Source organism: Bythopirellula superficialaquae, from assembly GCF_059632245.1.
Genome location: NZ_CP197426.1, coordinates 3,228,181 through 3,245,310, shown reverse-complemented (window position 1 = coordinate 3,245,310; position 17,130 = coordinate 3,228,181). Strand labels below are relative to the sequence as shown.

The window sequence follows — 17,130 nt, the reverse complement described above, 5'->3', positions numbered from 1 at the left end:
GTGTCTCCTTACTTGAGTAATGGTGTGAACTCAAACTTACCGCCGTCGAACAAGCCGAGATCGCTTACCTTGAGCGCTGGAATCACCAACAAGGCCATGAACGAGAGCGTCATGTAGGGCGCTCGCAGGAGTGAACCCCACGATTTTACGGCCTTGTCGAGCTTTTCATAGGCTTCGGCAACTTCAGCGCAGGTGCCAGTGGCCATCAATCCCGCCACGGGGAGGGGTAGCACAAGTTTAACCTTCTCGGCCGCGCAAACGGCCGACAAGCCGCCTCCAGCAGTCATGACCTCGTTGATCGCCGTCACGAGATCGTCGTCATTGGTTCCTACGGCAATCACATTATGCGAATCATGGGCCACGCTCGAGGCCATGGCACCGCGCTTCAGTCCGAAATTCTTGATGAACGCAATCGCTGGCGTGGCTTTTTGATAACGGTTCATCACCACCAGCTTCAAAATGTCGCGGTCGGTGTCGCTCACCACGAAGCCATCCTCGACTTTCGGCGGCAGCGGCAAGCAATTTGTAATCAACTGGCCGTCGAGCGCTTCGATGACCTGCAAAGTCTCTCCACCGGCTTTGACTTTGAGTTGGTCGGTGGTGATGTAATCGGCCGTAAAGTTGTTGACGACTTCCGGCTCGATTCGCGGAATTGTCGTTTCACCGTTTTCTGCCACAAGCTGGCCATCAATCCACGTGCGGCTGACGTTGAAATCCTTGAGCGAATCGACTTCGATAAAATCCGCCGGATCGCCCACACGAAGTTGGCCGACGTTAAGGCGGTAATGATCGATCGGATTGAGACAGGCCGCTTGCAGGGCATCGAAGACATCGATCCCGCGTTCGACGGCACGGCGCACCAAGCCATTGATGTGGCTGATCAACAATTCGTCGGGATGTTTGTCATCGCTGCACAGCATCGTTTGTTGAGGATACTCGCCAATCAGCGTGTAGAGAGCATCGAAATTCCGCGCGGCGGAACCTTCGCGGATCGAAATCTTGCAACCCGCCGCGACTTTATCGAGGGCTTCTTCCTTCGTAAAACATTCGTGATCGGTCGAGATTCCCGCGGCGATGTATTTGGCAGCTTGCTCACCGCGCAAGCCGGGGGCATGGCCGTCGACGGGTTTACCCACTTCCTGCGCTGCAGCGACTTTCGCCATGCATTCTGGGTCGTCGTGCAAGATGCCGGGGAAGTTCATCATCTCGCTCAGATACAAAATCCGTGGATTGGCGAGCAGCTCGCGAACTTCATCGACGGTGATCGTCGCGCCGGCGGTTTCAAACGTCGTGGCCGGTACGCACGAGGGGGCACCAAAATTAAACTTGAATGGCGAAGCCGCGGCATTCGCCAGCATGTATTCCACACCGGCCACGCCCAGCACATTGCCAATTTCGTGCGGATCGCTCACCGTGGCCACCGTGCCATGCGTTACCGCAGCGCGGGCGAACTCGCTTGGCACGAGCATCGAGCTTTCCACATGCACGTGGGCGTCGATGAAACCCGGCAGCAGGTATTTCTCCGGCTTGGCGTCGACGGGTTCAATGGCTGTGATCTTCCCATCGAGAAATTTGACCTCCGCAGCGAAAATTTGCTTGCCGCGAATATCGACCACATTTCCAACGACGCTTCCGGAATTCATACGCGATCTCATTTCATTCAACGAGCCGGTTCGCATCGCCGGACATAGGATTGTCTGGTCGAAACGAACCGGCTCGGTTCAATATTCATTCGTAAAAGGGACTACGATTTTTTATGCCGGCGGCCTCCGCGACTGCGGCCTCGGGACGAAGAATTCTGCGGTTTGGCGGGTGCCTTGCTCCGTTGGGCCAGATTGCCATCGACGATCACGCCAATGGCGTCGTTCCAGGTCGGCAAATTGCGATGACCGCTGCGGGCTTCGTCGTCGCCATCGCCATCCATTTCATCATCGTCGTCGTCTTCGTCACCCTCGTCGTCGACGTGGGCAGCGACTCGGCGGCGGACCTGCGTGTCCTCTTCCTCATTTGAGGTTTCACCCTCTTCATCTCGACGGCCCCGTCCTCGCGGTCGTCGGCGACGTCGACGCTTCTCGGGCCGTTCATCCCCTTCCTCGGTGGACTCGCCATCGGTGTCCGCACCTTCGGAGTCACCAGCGTCCTCGTCGTCGATAGAAGTTCCTTCTTCGAGTTCGACATCATCTTCGGATTTCTCATCTTGTTCACCGCGTCTGCCGCGGCCCCGACCACGTCCACCACGTCGGCGTCGGCGGGGACGTTTCTTAGTCTCATCCGAGGCTTCTTCTTCGTCCTCGTCATCTTGAGACTTGTCGGGGATGTCCTCGGCAAATACGGCTTCTTCACCTTCGGTGAACAAAAAGGATGATTCAACATTCGTCCGTGGCGAAACAAAGGCACTTCCCCAATTCACGGCGTCGGCCGAGAACAGGGCATCGAACGCGCTGCGTGCCGCCTCGCCCGAGATCCGCTGCTTCTCTTTCTCTTCCGCCGTTTGAGGTTCCGAGGTAGGAGCGGCGGTATCTTCAATCAACTCATCGTGTTCTTCGAAGACTTCCTCAAACACGATTTCCTCTTGAGCTTCCACCGGCTTTTCGCGACGGCGATCACCACGACCACGCGGGCGCTCTTCCGAGCGTTCCGACTTTTTCTCTCGGGCGCGATCGTCGGAGCGCGAACGCTCAGGCCGCGGTCGACCTTCGCGGGGTTTATCGCTGCGAGATCTTTCCTCGCGAGGTCGTTCCTCACGTGGTTTGTCTTCTCGTGCCCGGTCTTCACGTGCTTTGGGCTCGCGTGGTTTTTCCGACCGTTGTGGTTCGGACTGCTTCTTGGCGATGGGTTCCGCCTTCTTGGGAACTGGTTCGGGTTCGGGAGGTACTTCCAAACCTAAGGACGACGCCAAGCCACTCCAATCGCTCGGGGCGACTGGTGGAGGTGCAACCTCGCTGCGCTCCTGGACCACCTTGGGCAATTCCTTGGGAGCTGGCTGTTTGCGCTCGAGTGCTTCGGGTTGGATTTCCACGCCCAGGTCGCCGATTAGGGAGTCCCAGGGCGAACCGTTTTCGTTTTCTTCGTTCATCATTGCTTACTTATATTGATTACCGTTTGCCGAAATCACCGCGCGGTTTCGGGCAAGCGGCCAAGTCATTCAGTTAGCCCCTTAATATATGGTGTTTTCGCAAATTCGGAAAGACACGCCGTTGTGGCCCGGTTTCGTCGGTTTTCGATTGATTCGGCTCAACTCCCACTGGACTTACGACTACAATTCCCTGCACAGACTCCTCTTGCCACTCCAGGTGAAGTCATGACGCTGGAAACCACTGCCGCCGAACAGCATGGGCCGGTCGAAGACGTTGAAGTCCGCGGCCATATCATCGACAGCCTCATCCTGCCCAAGGTTTTGGACCAAATCACGACCCTCGGTGGGCACTTTCGGATTAAGCACATCAGCATCGGTCAGGAACGCTCCGATCCCAGTTATGCGCTGGTCGAAGTTCGTGCCGAGACCAACGACGACCTGCAAACGATCCTTGCCCAAATTGCCGATCATGGCGCGGTCCCCACGGCGGGAACCGACTGTCGGTTGATCGAGGCCGATATCGCCGGCGCGTTCCCCGAAGGCTTCTACAGCACGACCAACCAGGAAACCGAGGTCCGCCTCGACGGCAAATGGAATCCTGTCGCGCTTCAGGAGATGGATTGCGGGATCACGGTCGATCCCAAAACCAACGCCGCGCGGTGCGTGGCGATGTCCGACGTGGAAGTCGGCATGCCGATTGTTTTGGGCCACGCGGGGGTGCGGGTTTTTCCGTTGGAACGCGCCCAGCAGGATCACGCCTTCGCCTTTATGAACAGCGCGGTCTCGACCGAGAAACCCAAAGGGGTCGTCATCCGGCAGATCGCACAACTGCTGTTCGAGAATCGCAATGGCCCGGGCAAGTCCTTGCTCGTGGGTGGACCGGCCATTGTCCACACCGGCAGCGGTGCGCTGGTCGGCGAATTGATCCGCGGCGGATACATCCACAAGCTTTTCGCGGGGAATGCCTTAGCAACCCACGACATCGAGCAAGCGATCTTCGGCACGAGCCTCGGCGTGAACATTAGCGAAGGGAGCCTCGCCGATGCCGGCCACGAACACCACCTGCGGGCGATCAACCGCATCCGCCGAATTGGCTCGATCAAAGCCGCTGTTGACCAAAGCGTTGTCAAATCGGGCATTATGTATGAGTGCATCAAAAACAATGTCGATTTCATCCTGTCGGGCAGCATCCGCGATGATGGCCCGTTGCCGGATGTGATCACCGACGCGTTGGACAACCAACGACTCATGCGGGCCGCCATTCGCGATGTAACATTCTGCTTGATGATCGCCACGACGCTGCACTCCATCGCCGTCGGGAACATCCTCCCCGCGAGCGTGAAAGTTGTGTGCGTCGACATTAATCCCTCGACGGTCATCAAACTCAACGACCGCGGAAGTTTTCAAACGGTCGGCCTCGTGACCGATGTCGAACCGTTCCTGCGTGCGCTCGTGAGCGAAGTCAAACGGCTTGAGGAACAATCGTAACACTTACACGCCCAGGGATTGCAATCCCTGGGCTTAAGAGATTTCCCATGTCTACACCTCACATCCTCATGTGCCCGCCGACGCACTACGGCATCCACTATGAAATCAATCCGTGGATGAGCACCGCACGGCAGGCCGATCACGCGCTGGCGAACGAGCAATGGGCTGATCTTCGGGCGATCCTCGCCGGCACCGGGGCGATGATCTCCGAAGTCCCCGCTGTGGAAGGACTGCCCGATCTCGTGTTCACGGCCAATGCGGCGCTCGTGTTTCGTGATTCCGCCGTACTGGCCCACTTCAAACATCCGCAGCGCCAGGGCGAGGAACCTCACTTTCGTGCGTGGCTCGAAACTAACGGATGGCGCGTTAACTACCCTCCGGGTGGGATGTTTTTCGAGGGGGCGGGCGATGCGTTGTTTTGTGGCGACACACTGTTCGCCGGTTATCGCATGCGGAGCGATGCCCGAGGTCACCAGCAAATCGGCGAAACGCTCGGCGTGCGCGTTTTGCCATTGGAACTGGTTGATCCTTACTATTACCATCTCGACACCTGTTTCTGCCCGCTGGCTCCCGGTGAAGCGATTTACTTCCCCGGCGCGTTCGACGACTACGGCCAGAAGGTGCTGGCCGAGCACGTTCCGCATCTGCACGCCATCGAGGAAGCCGAGGCGCGCAGCTTTGCCTGCAATGCGGTGGTCGTCGGCAAAACGGTGGTCACGAACACCGGCTGTCCTAATCTGCACGAACTTTTGCGTTTGCTTGGTTACACGCCGATCGAGACGCCGCTTTCTGAATTCGTGAAAGCCGGCGGCAGTGCGAAGTGCCTCACGTTACGACTCGACGGAGAAGAAGCGGCGGGGTGGAGGGCGTCATAGTTAATGACACTGCTGCCCCCGGGTGTGTGCTCGGCAGGACCTCGCAATCATCCGGGGCTAAATTTATTCGTGTATATCGTGGTTAATTCCGGGCGCTTACGCTGACGGCTCGCATTCTTTTACCAACTTGCTAATCTCCTTAAACTCCGGCGTGCCGGCTTGGTGGCACCATTCGAAGAGGGCGGCTTCGGTCGTAGTGAGTAGTGCACCCGAGGCTTCCATACGTTTGAGTGCGATTTCGTGGTCGATAGGGAATCTCGACCCTACAGCGTCGGTGACTACCAATGTTTGATAGCCCGCGGCTAATAGATCGAGTACGGTTTGCTGGACGCAGACGTGGGTTTCGATGCCGCAGACGACGACCCGCTCGATGCCGGCCGCTTGCCAGTCGTCGAAGATCGTACTGCACGAGCCGCAACTGAACGTCATCTTGCTTACGGCTGCGCTCGTCAATCGCTCGGCGAGGATTGGCGCGGTGGGGCCGAGCTTCTCGGCATACTGTTCGGTGCAGGCGATGCGAACGTCGAGAATTTTCGCGCCATCGAGCAGACGGCGAATATTCCAGGTGATCCGCGCGGCGTCGGCTTGCACGGCGAGTAATCGTTCTTGCACGTCGATCACCAGCAGGGCCGTGTCGGCGGGTCGCATGAGCTCAGGGGATTTGGGGAGAGGCATGGGAATGCGGATTTCGGATTGCGGAATTCGGAATGAAGATCAACTGCCTGCTATCATAAAGCGAGTTATAATAACCACAAAGGCACGAAGATCACAAAGTTTAGTTCGGTTGCCATTTTTTCTTTATTTGTTCTTCGTGCCCTTTCTGCCTTCGTGGTGAATTCTTTAATGAGCGACAAACCCGAACCCACGAAAGAGATTTGCCACTGGACGAAGTCGCAACTCGAAAACCACTTCGGGCTATTGGCGAAGATCGTGGTTGAGCCGACGTATGGCTGCACAAAATGTGGCCGCGCTGCGAATGCGAAGAAGTGGCTGTGCAAGCCAAAGAAGCTGCCGAAAGAAGATTGACCACAAAGCCACGAAGTACACAAAGTGGAAGTAACCACGAATCCTCACGAATATAGCGAATTTGATTTATTCGTGTGATTCGTGGTCCACAACTTCTTCGGGCAATATTCAAGCCCCTTGGCAGGTTTGGGGATGTGAGCGAAAATGATTTGCTTACATTCAATTTGAGTAGCAAGCCTGATTGAGCCTTTATGAAAATTCGTTCGACCACCATTCTTACCGTCCGGCATAACGGGCAAGTTGCCATCGGGGGCGACGGCCAAGTGACGATGGGTCAAACCGTCGTGAAGAGCGATGCCGTCAAGATTCGTCGTTTGATGGACGACAAAGTGCTGGTTGGTTTTGCTGGTGCAGCGGCCGACGCCTTTGCCTTGATGGAACGGCTCGAAGGGAAGTTGAAGGATCATCCCTCGAATCTGCCGCGGGCATGTACGGAGTTGGCCAAGGAGTGGCGAATGGATCGCGCGTTGAGAAGGCTCGAAGCGCTCGTGGCGGTGGTGAACGCCGAGCATTCGCTGCTCGTTTCCGGCACGGGCGACGTCATTCAACCGAGCGACGGCATTATCGGCATCGGCTCGGGCGGGAACTATGCGCTGTCGGCCGCGCGGGCACTCATTAAGCACAGCAATTTGTCAGCCGCCGAGATCGTACGGGCCGGGCTCGAAATTTCCGGCGAGATTTGCGTTTATTCCAACCGACACATCACAATTGAAGAGATCAAGTGAAGAATCTGACCCCGCGCGAAATTGTGGAACATCTCGACCGCCATATCGTCGGCCAGGCCGACGCGAAGCGTGCGGTGGCGATCGCGGTGCGTAACCGTTGGCGGCGGCAGCAACTCGACGACGAGATGCGCAAAGAAGTCGCTCCGAAAAATATTCTGATGATTGGCCCCACCGGCGTCGGCAAGACCGAGATCGCGCGGCGGCTGGCGAATTTGACCGGTGCGCCGTTTATCAAAATCGAAGCGACCAAATACACGGAAGTCGGTTACTATGGCCGCGACGTGGAGAGCATGGTTCGCGAGTTGGTCGAGAACGCAATCGGCTTGGTTCGCGAACGCGAAATGACTAACGTCAAGGAAGAAGCCGAACGGCGCGTCACGGAACGGCTACTGGATATGCTTGCGCCGATGCCGTCGTCGTTCGACGTAGGGGCGGACAGTGTGGATTCGCCGGAACGCTTCGAGCGGACACGTGAAAAGATGCGAGCGATGCTTGTTGGCGGCGAGCTTGAGAATCGCAACGTCGAGATCACGATCGAGCAAAAGGCCCATGCGATGATGATTCCGGGGTTGGCTGGTCCCGGCGGCGACACGATGGATTTCGATATGCAGGGGATGCTCGAAAAAATCCTGCCGAAGAATGTCTCCCGCCGCGAGATGACGGTCGCCGAAGCTCGCAAGGTGCTGTTCGATCAGGAGTGCGAGGCGCTCATCAATCAAGAAAAGGTGAATGCCCAGGCGGTGGAGCTTGCCGAGAACACGGGCATGATCTTTATCGACGAACTCGATAAAGTGGTCGCGAGCGATGGAGGTCGCGGGGCGGACGTGTCGCGGCAGGGTGTGCAGCGTGATTTGCTGCCGATTGTTGAAGGAACGACCGTGCAAACGCGGTATGGCTATGTGAAAACAGATCACGTGCTGTTCATCGCGGCGGGGGCGTTTCACACGACCAAACCGAGCGACCTGATGCCGGAGCTACAAGGACGCTTTCCGATTCGCGTGGAGTTGGAAGCGTTGGTGAAGGACGATTTCGTGCGAATTCTTTCCGAACCACGCAACGCGCTGACCAAGCAATATGTGGCCCTGATGCAGACCGAAGGGGTCGACGTTGATTTTAAGACCGACGCGATCGAGGCGCTGGCCGAATTTGCGTTTCAGGTTAATCAAAAGACTCAGAACATTGGCGCGCGGCGATTGCATACGATCTTGGAACGGCTGCTGGAAGAACTTAGCTTTGCCGCGCCGGATATGAAAATGGGCCGCGTAGAAATCAACGCGGCGTATGTGAAAGAGCGCCTGGCGGATATCGTGCAGGATGAGGATCAGAGTAAGTATATTCTTTAACCACGAAAGATATGTGTAGTTGTCATTCTGAGGGGAGTTCCGCGACCCGAAGAAACTAGCTTCAGTCTTCACACGCTCTCATCGTGTGATGGTGCTGCAGGCCAGATCCTTCGGTCGCCTAGGCTCTCTCAGGATGACGATTGGTTCTGTTTTTCGTGGTTTCTTAATTCTTCCACAAGCGGATCGTACTTCGTTCCCACCGCCGTAATGGTGAATTCCCGTTCGGTTTCGCCGACGGGGGCAATTTCGATTTTCAGATAATCGTTGGGCAGAATCTCGGCGAAGCGGTCGGCCCATTCGACGAACGTCACTCCTGCACCGGCGAAGTATTCCTCGGGGCCAAGTTCTAGAAATTCATCCTCATCGCGCAGCCGGTAAGTGTCGAAGTGGTAAACCGGCATCCGGCCGGCTCGGTATTCATTCACCAACACGAACGTGGGGCTAGTGATTCCATCACGAGGATTGCCGAGCGCTGCGGCGACGGCTTGCACGAGCCGCGTTTTGCCAGCGCCGAGCGTGCCAACCAGTGCCACGGTTGTCGCGGCAGTAAGGACCTCGGCGAGCATTTCCCCGAGGCGGTCGGTGTCGGTTTCGTTTTTAGCGAGAAAATGGAAACTCATCATGTTCAATCGTTGTCTGCGCGGTGTTGAAAACCTTGGGGGGCGAGCGGTTGGCGGTGCCCGTGGGAATCGACCTGCCACAAACCGGCATCGGCGATGGCCTCACCGATCCGCGTGATGGGAATGGAAAGGGGTTGATCGCTCAAAATTTCGCGGGCGGTGTCGGTCGGCACGGCCAGTAGCAGTTCAAAATCTTCGCCATCGCCGAGGGCGTGTTCAAGGGGGGGGCGGTGATCTTGGGCGCTAAGTTGGTTAGCGGCGTGGGAGATGGGGATTAATGGCGGATCAATCACAATGCCGAGGTTGCTCGCTTTGGCGAGTCGTGCGGCGTCGATCGCGAGTCCATCCGAGATATCCATTCCCGCGTGCAGCGTGTAGCGTTCGTTGAGAAGAAGTGCTTCGGCGATGCGAGGTTCCACGGCAAGATGTCGGCCCAAGATACTGCCGCCGAGCGAACCAGTGACGAGAATCTGATCGCCGATTTTCGCCCCGCTGCGGATGAGCGGACCGCGCGCGGTCGTTTCGCCGATGGCGGCAACGCTAATCGCGAGTGGGCCGTCCCAAGTGTTGGTGTCGCCGCCGGCGATGATGATGCCGTGGGTTTGCGCGAACGGGATCATGCCGCGATAGAGTTCGATCGCGAGTTCCAATGCCGTGAGTTTCGCCGTGCCTTGCTTGGGCAACACCAGCGACACAAACGCGGCAACCGGCTTCGCGGCCATGGCGGCCAGATCGCTGAGATTAACGCCGAGCGTCTTGCGGCCGATGAGTTGGGGGTCGACTTGGTCGATCAAAAAATCCACGCCATCGGTGAGCATGTCGGTGGTGACCACGGTGTCGGCGTTTTGCGCAGCGATGACCGCGGCGTCATCGCCGAGCGCAATTTTCAGCCGCTCGCCTGAGGGCAAATTTTTTTCGAGCCAGTCGATGAGTTCTGCTTCAAGCGACAAAGGAATGACCTAAATTACGCAAACCACCAATTAGGCTTGCTAGCGTGGGAATTCTTCGAGAAAAATGCTGAACGCGGCTCGACCAACTGCTTGCGTTCTAGCACCGCCAGCATTAGCGTTACGGTTAATGAGGCGATCACAAGCCGTTGGATTGTCGGTCCTCAGCTATTTTCAGGTAATGGATGCGTTTTGCAAACCCAGGCCCTCGAAACCCGAAGCGGGTTGTGAAAAGGAGTTCACCTCGTGCTGGTCGTCTCGCGAAAAGTTGGCGAACGAATTTTGATCGGTGAGCAAATTTGCGTCACCGTCATCAAAGTTGGCAGCGGCGGCGTGCGGATTGGTATCCAAGCGCCCAAGGAAATGGCCGTCGTGCGCGAAGAGCTCGCCGAGCAAGTCCGCCGGGCCGAGGAGCTCACAATCAAACTTGCGCAAGATCCGTCGACAAACGGCGAGTCGGCATCCATGGATTCGGCAGAGCGCTAGAGCGTTTGCCAATCATTGAGCGCGGAATCCGCGGCGTCGGACCAGATAACTTCTTCTGCCAGATCGCTGTTTTCATTTTCCCGCAGAATTATGCCGGGCGCGGTCTCCCACGCCAGATCAGCGGGCTGGAGGCTTTGTTGGTTGAAAGCTGTTTCCTGCAGCACGAGATTATCGGCGATCAAGGCTGTGGCTTGATACTCGCTGCGGTCGATCCAATTCACCACCGGTAGTGGAGCCAGCCAGAAATTGGCAGTCGATATTTGATTTTCGACCGGCTCGCGGGTTGCCGTGATTGGGGTGGTAGATAACGCTTGTTGTGAAGACGTTTCTTGCTGAATGCTCGGAACGGATTCGACGACGGCGATTACATTTTCATCTGCATCTTCCGATTCTTCACTAGCAACGAGTGCTGATGAAGGGGCCGTGATTTCTTGAGCATCCGGGCCCGAATGCTGACGCTGCCAAATGAGAAAATCGCGGCCATCGACGTCGCCATCGAAATCAGCGTCACCCTGAACATGCACACCGTAGGTCCACTTAATGCCGTAACCCTCCTGCCAAGCGGCGAGGTCCAGGTCGTCGATCACACCATCGTCGTTGAAATCGCCATCGGGGGGGCCAACATTGATTCCTAATCCGTAACCGGCTTGCCAGGCTGCGAGATCGAGACTATCGACGCGGCCATCGGCATTGCTATCGCCATCCTCCAAAGATGCCCCCGCTGTTATCCAGGCGCCTTGCTGCCAAATGAGAAAGTCGCGACCGTCGATGTCGCCATCACCATCGAAATCGGGAGCGCTGGGTTGGGGGGGGATGTCGAGCGCCTCAAACATGTACGAGCTGCCTACGAATATTTCTCTCTCGTCGGTGGTTAAGGCCTGGGTCGGGCTAAATTGAATCGCGTACCATTCAAGCGGTGTGACTTGCGTCTTGCTGGCGTTGCTCAGGAAAATACTCGTGGGAATCAGATTTGTAGTCGACCCCGTTAAAGACTTGCTATCGTAACCGTAGCCGTTACGCGTCACGAGCATCGTGACGCCCAATTCCTCGGGAGAATTGGAGATCACCAAGCGAATTTGATCTTCCCGGTCCCAGTAAATCGACTTGAATGCCATCTTGTCGAGCAACACGCCGCTACTGTAAACATCAATGGAAAGCACGCCCGCAGCAGTGTTAGTTCTCGTGAATGTGACATCGATGTGTTCGGACGTACTCTTAAAAATCGAGGCAATCGTATGAACCGCTCCACTACCGTTCGCATCGAAATAACTTGAAAACGAGCTTAATTCTGAGAGACCGAATGTGAGTGCCGTTGACCAAGAGGTGGTGGTGGTCGCGGGCAAATTGGCTTGTGCCAATTCATGCCCGCCCAACGTATCAGGTGCCAGCGGATAAGTGGGATCTGTGGATTGTGTCAAGCCTCCCATCGCCATGAGCCACCGGCGGGGTCCGGCATTGGTGCCCGTAAACAGGCGTAATTGCTGTTCTCCTGCAACCGTACTTGCTGGACTCGGGACAACATAATCGAGCGATGGCACCCACTGACTATTGGTGTACCAGGCTGATTCTCTTTCTGTTCCAACAGTACTGCCTATTCGAATCTGCGGCGTAACGCCATTGCCATCGAGCGAATAATGCCAGGCGGTGAGCCAATGCAGCTGATTGCCCAAACTGGCCGAGCCCGTCACATCCCAGACTCCAAGGTTGCGGCTCGAGCCATCGCTGGTGATTTCATACAACGGCATATCATCGTCAACAGGCGGCGCGCCTTCGGGTTGAACATCCAAAGGCTGCAAGTTGTCGGCGTAGACATACTGGTTATCAACATAAAGCACACGTCGCAGGGTGTTACCAGTTGCAGGAGCCGTGACTTGATTCCAGTTGGTGGTAGCTAAATTAAATCCGCCTGGATTAATCAATAACGGTGCTTGAGTACTCGTTTCGATCTTACGTGGCAATTCAAGTGCATACATCGCGTCTCCGTACAACACGACGACGCGATTTCCGTAGATGTAAGGTTCGGAGACACCCAGATTCAACAGGGTGCCCCAATTTTCTCCATCTATCGAAAAGTAAAGCGAATCAATATTGCCGACTTGAGAATTGAATTCCTTGGATATGTACCCCACTCCGCGGATGTGCTGCAACCATATCGAAAGTCGCCCAGCGTAACTGCTGCCCGAGATGGCACCCGTGAACGATCCCCGAAGATTCGAGATTACGGCCTTGTCGCCAAGCTGCTCGGGCGCTTCGACTTTCATGATGACTTCGGCCTGTTCATCGCCAGCGACGAGGATATCGCCTAGCTCGGCGCCGGGAGCGGCCGCCACGGCTTGATTGCCAAGTACGTGGACCTTCGCGTCGTTGGGGCTCCACCCTCCCTGAAATTCGAGTTGGTGAGTCCAGGTCGTGGTGGTGTAGTTTTCCAAATCTTCGGCAACGTGACGCACGACCCGGTTGCGATAGGAAACATCGCCCCAAAAGGAGGCCATGCCATCGGTGAACATTCCAGCCGTATGTGCATGGAGTCCTCCGATGTCGCCAAGCTCCCAGGCTTCGTAAACCAATTTGTTGGCTTCGACAACCCAAGCTTCCCCCACGGCGGAACGACGAGCGCGGAACACGCCAATTTGCCCTCCCTGGGGATCGCCAGATTGTTGCAGATAGTCGGCCCAGGGAAACCAAGCGCCAAGTCTGTCTTCAGGCGACTGTTCGGGAAACGCATTGGCAAACGACCAACTCCGCGCGCGTTGCATACCGTCGGTAACGCTTCCAGCGATCGCCGGCACGTCGTAGCCACCACCCACTTGTTCGATGCGGGTAAAAGTTTGTCCCCAATCTTGGGTGTAAGCAAAGGAAACGCCCTCTGCGACCCAAGCGCTGCCCATGCGCCGTTCACGTTGGCACATGACGACGACTAAACCTTCATGAATAATCGCGTGTTGTGCGATGTAGCGATAACCAGCGACAGTACCTTGCAACAGGTCGCCGCTAGCAGTGTTAAGCTGCAGTGTGTTCACAACAGTGAAATCTTGGCCGCGTAGGAACTGCATGCGTTGTGCGCTACGGTCCCACAAAATCGCCAAAGGTGTGCTACCGTCATGATCCCAGCCTGTGCCAAGAATTTCCGATTGACCGATGTCCGTATAAACTTCCGTCCAAGCATTGATCTCACTGAGCAGCGTTTCGTCACCGTACCGGGGCACGCCGGCATCCACGGAATTGCCCTGAGGATCAACAGTTTCCGAATTGCGGGTGAACTGGAACGGCAAAGTCCCTTGAATGCCGTTGTCGAAAATGGCTGATTGCCAATTCTCAAGCGTCAGTGGCGACTCGCCCGAAAAGGCATAGCGTGGTTCCAGCATTTCGATGCGCAACGTGCAACTGCTGGGGACAGGGCGCACGGATGAGCGCTTCTTCACCACGGAGAATAAATACTGAATCATCAAGTTGCCCTGTTCCGATCGGAAAAGAGAGCAGTGAATTGCCGAACCGCTCCCTGGAATATGCGTCGAGTGCCGCAGTTTCCAGAATAGATGGGCGCTGCCGATTGGACAAGGAATTTGACCCAATGGTCGGTTTCGGGGCCGTTTTATAACGGTTTTGTCACCTGCGCCTTGCCGCGATGGAAAGTTGATCGTGTGCTGGAAAATGACCACAATCTGGTCACAAATTCGCAGCCATCACTTCACCACCGAAGTATCTTCGTCGACGGGGTCTTCTTTTTTCACTGTGCGCGCCGGTCCATCGGTCTTTTTTACCGTGCGTGGCGTGACGGTCAGCTGATTACGCACGTCGACAATCGCAGGGCTTTGCACCGTGTCGAGGGGGCCGTGTTGATTGACGCAGCTTCGTAGGCGGTCGAGCTTGGATGCGAAGTCGGCTTCACCTGGCGGCGATTGCCCGGGGGCCGCGCCCCACACAACCCGGGTACCGCCGCGGGTCATGAGGTCGTAGACGAAAAAGCGATGCTCGTCGAGAATCTCCGGCCGGGTGGAGGGAAGGATATCGACCAAATGCAGCGATTCCCACACGTCGGAGAGTTTCACGGCGAGATCAACCGCACCTTGCACGCGGGGGCTGTCCCATTTTTGTCCCACGGGGGGACGATCGACGATGTTTTGAATCCGGGGCATGTAGCGCTTGCGAATCTCAGGCACATCGCCAATCGGCAGCACAACGGCTTGCTCGTCGAGGGGAACGAGCAGCATTCCTTCTTCGCTCGCCATTTCCACCACTGCCACGGGCTTACGAAACTCGACATCGACGTGTACGCCCGCGGGAAGCTGCTTGGTGATTCTTTCGACCGAACGAATCCAGGGGTGCAGAACAAAACCGTCTTGCACGACATTCATAAAGGCATCGTCGAGCACGGAGAGTTGCTGATCGAGGCCCGCGTTGCGGATGACTTCGGCGCGAATATCTGAGCTGATCCATTCGGGCTGCGGGGTCATCGTGATTCGCTCGGCGGAAAGCAGATACGGTTGGCGATGAATCACAAGCGGCGCGACGTGCTGCCAAACGGTCTGCATGCCCCAACCGAGAATCGCAACAACCACGAGAGAGAGCAACACGCGCATACGTGGCACTGCAAAAGAAAGCTTCTTGCTGGGAGCCTTCGTCGGCGCTGCCGGTTGAGGATTCTTGCCTTCGGCGGATTTCTTGCGTTTGATCGTAGCCACTCGAACACCTCCTGCGTTGAGTCGCGACATTTCTTAGTTTTGTAACGACGGCTTCTAGCCGTTGGTTAACTCGCTCAATGGCGGCTGGAAGCCACCACTGTGTTTCCTTACCAAATCTCGAGTTCGGTTTCTAATTCCACGCCGAGACGCTCGGCCACGCGGCTGCGAATCATGTCGATAAGCCGCAGCACGTCCTGGCTCGTGGCACCTTCGGTGGCGACAATGAAATTCGCATGGCGTTGGCTGACTTCGGCCCCGCCGACGCGGGTTCCCTTGAGTCCGGCCTGATCGATCAACATCCCCGCGCTCATGCCACGTGGGTTCTTGAAGACGGTAGCGCAATTTTGATGCGAAAGCGGTTGGCCGGCTTTCTTGACGATCCACTGCTTCTGCATCCGCTTGGTGAGTTGCTCGGGGTCGTCTTCTTCGAGCAAGAATTCGGCGTTGAGGATCACCAGCTCGTCGAGGCTGCTTTGGCGGTAGGCGAAGACGAGGTCTTCGCGGTCGCGTTGGAGGATTTCGCCAGCGCGGGTCATCACGGTCGCGCGGCAGGCCCATTGGCCAATGTCGCCCGCGCGGCTACCCGAGTTGCCATGCAGCGCACCACCCACCGAGCCGGGAATGCCAACGAGCGGCTCCAGGCCCGCGAGGCCAGCACGGACTGATTCGCTGATCGCATGGGCGAGCTTCGCCCCGCCACCGGCTGTGAGACGGTTGCCTCGAATTTGAATTTCCGCGAAATCGCCACCGGCGAGGCTCAGCACCATGCCGGGAACACCATCATCGCGGATCAGGATATTTGAGCCACCACCGAGAATGCGGATGGGAACTTCTTCGTCGCGGCAACGGCGCACGAGGGCCCGCAGTTCGTCGACGGTCTTGGGCTCGGCGAAGAATTCGGCGTGTCCACCGATCTTGAGCCAAGTCCGCTCGGCGAGCGGTTCATTCACACGAACAATTTTTTCAAAGCCACTGACAACAGTCATTGCAGATTCCACCTCAAAGAGCAGGCATTATCGTGACTTGTAGGCCGCCAGTCGTCAATTCTCCTGTGACAATTGCGCCAACCGCCACGGCGCACCGCCGCTGATTCTTGTTTCGGCAGAGTATTATTCTTGCATAAAATGGGGGCGTTCCGAAGCGAACAATCCGCGCAGACGCGAAAAAATTCGCCGTTTTTCTGTGGATTTGGGGAGAATCTGCTCAAGGCGGAGACTCGGTGGTCGGTTAAACACCTTCCGACAGGCCGCCCCACTGCCGCCAAGCCTCGTAGCAGCCCAGGGCAGCTGCGTTCGACAGATTGAGGCAGCGCACTTCCGGACGCATCGGGATTCGTAAGCAACGCTCGGGGCGGGTGAGAATTTCGCCGGGAAGACCCGCCGATTCGCTGCCGAAAACCAGCGCGGCCCCTGGCAGGAACTGCGCGTCGCCGTAATTGATGGTCGCCCTTTTGGTGAAGTACCAATGATTCTCGGCGGGCAGCCGTGCCACCAACTCAGCCCAATTCTCGACGACTTCCAGATTCAGGAGTTCCCAGTAATCGAGCCCGGCCCGCCGCACCGAGGCATCGTCGATGTTGAAGCCCAGCGGTTTGACGAGCCACAGTTTCGCGCCGACGGCCACACAGGTCCGGCCGATGTTACCGGTGTTGTAGTGAATCTCGGGCTGGTAGAGGACGACGTGAAGTTGGGGTTCGTTGGGCACGGAAGTTAACCACGAAGACACAAAGGGCACCAAGGACATCAATTTATGAAGTTCCAAGTATGTCGAAACATCGCCAAATTGAATATGCTCTTTGGGCAAGTGTCGTCAAATTAAGAACTACTTTTCTTCGTGCTCTTTGAGCCTTTGTGGTGAATCGT

At 56.7% G+C, this 17,130-nt stretch carries 15 protein-coding genes; 6 read left to right on the top strand and 9 right to left on the bottom strand.

Annotated elements, in window-relative coordinates; all coding sequences use genetic code 11:
- Positions 1–8 precede the first annotated feature (8 nt).
- Complete coding sequence (ade, locus tag SH678x_RS13255; RefSeq protein WP_496918934.1) at positions 9–1,643, bottom strand: adenine deaminase; 1,635 nt, start codon at positions 1,641–1,643, stop codon at positions 9–11.
- 101 nt (positions 1,644–1,744) lie between these two features.
- Positions 1,745–3,079, bottom strand: a complete 1,335-nt coding sequence (locus tag SH678x_RS13250) for a hypothetical protein (RefSeq protein WP_496918933.1) — start codon at positions 3,077–3,079, stop codon at positions 1,745–1,747.
- A gap of 222 nt (positions 3,080–3,301) precedes the next feature.
- On the opposite strand from SH678x_RS13250, the gene SH678x_RS13245 reads away from it, so the two are divergent.
- Together SH678x_RS13245 and SH678x_RS13240 are read left to right on the top strand one after the other, a co-directional pair.
- Positions 3,302–4,564 (top strand): ornithine cyclodeaminase, nickel-pincer nucleotide-dependent, encoded by a 1,263-nt coding sequence (locus tag SH678x_RS13245; protein ID WP_496918932.1) that lies wholly within the window; start codon positions 3,302–3,304, stop codon positions 4,562–4,564.
- Between the two features lie 47 nt (positions 4,565–4,611).
- Positions 4,612–5,439, top strand: a complete 828-nt coding sequence (locus SH678x_RS13240; protein ID WP_496918931.1) for a dimethylarginine dimethylaminohydrolase family protein — start codon at positions 4,612–4,614, stop codon at positions 5,437–5,439.
- A 96-nt stretch (positions 5,440–5,535) separates the two neighbouring features.
- On the opposite strand, the gene SH678x_RS13235 is transcribed toward SH678x_RS13240, so the two are convergent.
- On the bottom strand, positions 5,536–6,114 hold the full coding sequence (locus SH678x_RS13235) for an isochorismatase family protein (protein ID WP_496918930.1): 579 nt from the start codon (positions 6,112–6,114) through the stop codon (positions 5,536–5,538).
- A gap of 168 nt (positions 6,115–6,282) precedes the next feature.
- Between SH678x_RS13235 and SH678x_RS13230 the strand changes: the two genes are divergently transcribed.
- From SH678x_RS13230 to hslU, 3 genes are all read left to right on the top strand, one after another.
- Positions 6,283–6,465 carry a hypothetical protein gene (locus SH678x_RS13230; protein ID WP_496918929.1) on the top strand — a complete coding sequence of 61 codons (183 nt, stop codon included), beginning with the start codon at positions 6,283–6,285 and terminating at the stop codon, positions 6,463–6,465.
- A gap of 191 nt (positions 6,466–6,656) precedes the next feature.
- Positions 6,657–7,190, top strand: coding sequence for an ATP-dependent protease subunit HslV (hslV, locus tag SH678x_RS13225; protein ID WP_496918928.1), 534 nt, complete (start codon positions 6,657–6,659; stop codon positions 7,188–7,190).
- Positions 7,187–8,533, top strand: coding sequence for an ATP-dependent protease ATPase subunit HslU (hslU, locus tag SH678x_RS13220; protein ID WP_496918927.1), 1,347 nt, complete (start codon positions 7,187–7,189; stop codon positions 8,531–8,533). The genes hslV and hslU overlap by 4 nt, the downstream gene beginning before the upstream one ends.
- 128 nt (positions 8,534–8,661) lie before the next feature.
- On the opposite strand, the gene tsaE is transcribed toward hslU, so the two are convergent.
- Positions 8,662–9,156 carry a tRNA (adenosine(37)-N6)-threonylcarbamoyltransferase complex ATPase subunit type 1 TsaE gene (gene tsaE, locus SH678x_RS13215; protein ID WP_496918926.1) on the bottom strand — a complete coding sequence of 165 codons (495 nt, stop codon included), beginning with the start codon at positions 9,154–9,156 and terminating at the stop codon, positions 8,662–8,664.
- Between the two features lie 2 nt (positions 9,157–9,158).
- Positions 9,159–10,103: a thiamine-phosphate kinase gene (thiL, locus tag SH678x_RS13210; RefSeq protein ID WP_496918925.1), complete on the bottom strand. Its 945-nt coding sequence runs from the start codon at positions 10,101–10,103 to the stop codon at positions 9,159–9,161.
- A 243-nt stretch (positions 10,104–10,346) separates the two neighbouring features.
- On the opposite strand from thiL, the gene SH678x_RS13205 reads away from it, so the two are divergent.
- Positions 10,347–10,586, top strand: coding sequence for a carbon storage regulator (locus SH678x_RS13205; RefSeq protein ID WP_496918924.1), 240 nt, complete (start codon positions 10,347–10,349; stop codon positions 10,584–10,586).
- On the opposite strand, the gene SH678x_RS13200 is transcribed toward SH678x_RS13205, so the two are convergent.
- The 4 genes from SH678x_RS13200 to SH678x_RS13185 all read right to left on the bottom strand — a co-directional run bounded on the left by SH678x_RS13200 (position 10,583) and on the right by SH678x_RS13185 (position 16,972).
- Positions 10,583–14,032 (bottom strand): hypothetical protein, encoded by a 3,450-nt coding sequence (locus tag SH678x_RS13200; protein WP_496918923.1) that lies wholly within the window; start codon positions 14,030–14,032, stop codon positions 10,583–10,585. The genes SH678x_RS13205 and SH678x_RS13200 overlap by 4 nt on opposite strands.
- Positions 14,033–14,269: 237 nt before the next feature.
- Positions 14,270–15,298 carry a cell division protein FtsQ/DivIB gene (locus SH678x_RS13195; RefSeq protein ID WP_496918922.1) on the bottom strand — a complete coding sequence of 343 codons (1,029 nt, stop codon included), beginning with the start codon at positions 15,296–15,298 and terminating at the stop codon, positions 14,270–14,272.
- Between the two features lie 77 nt (positions 15,299–15,375).
- Complete coding sequence (murB, locus tag SH678x_RS13190; RefSeq protein WP_496918921.1) at positions 15,376–16,254, bottom strand: UDP-N-acetylmuramate dehydrogenase; 879 nt, start codon at positions 16,252–16,254, stop codon at positions 15,376–15,378.
- 241 nt (positions 16,255–16,495) lie between these two features.
- Complete coding sequence (locus SH678x_RS13185) at positions 16,496–16,972, bottom strand: tRNA (cytidine(34)-2'-O)-methyltransferase (RefSeq protein ID WP_496918920.1); 477 nt, start codon at positions 16,970–16,972, stop codon at positions 16,496–16,498.
- Positions 16,973–17,130: the final 158 nt, after the last annotated feature.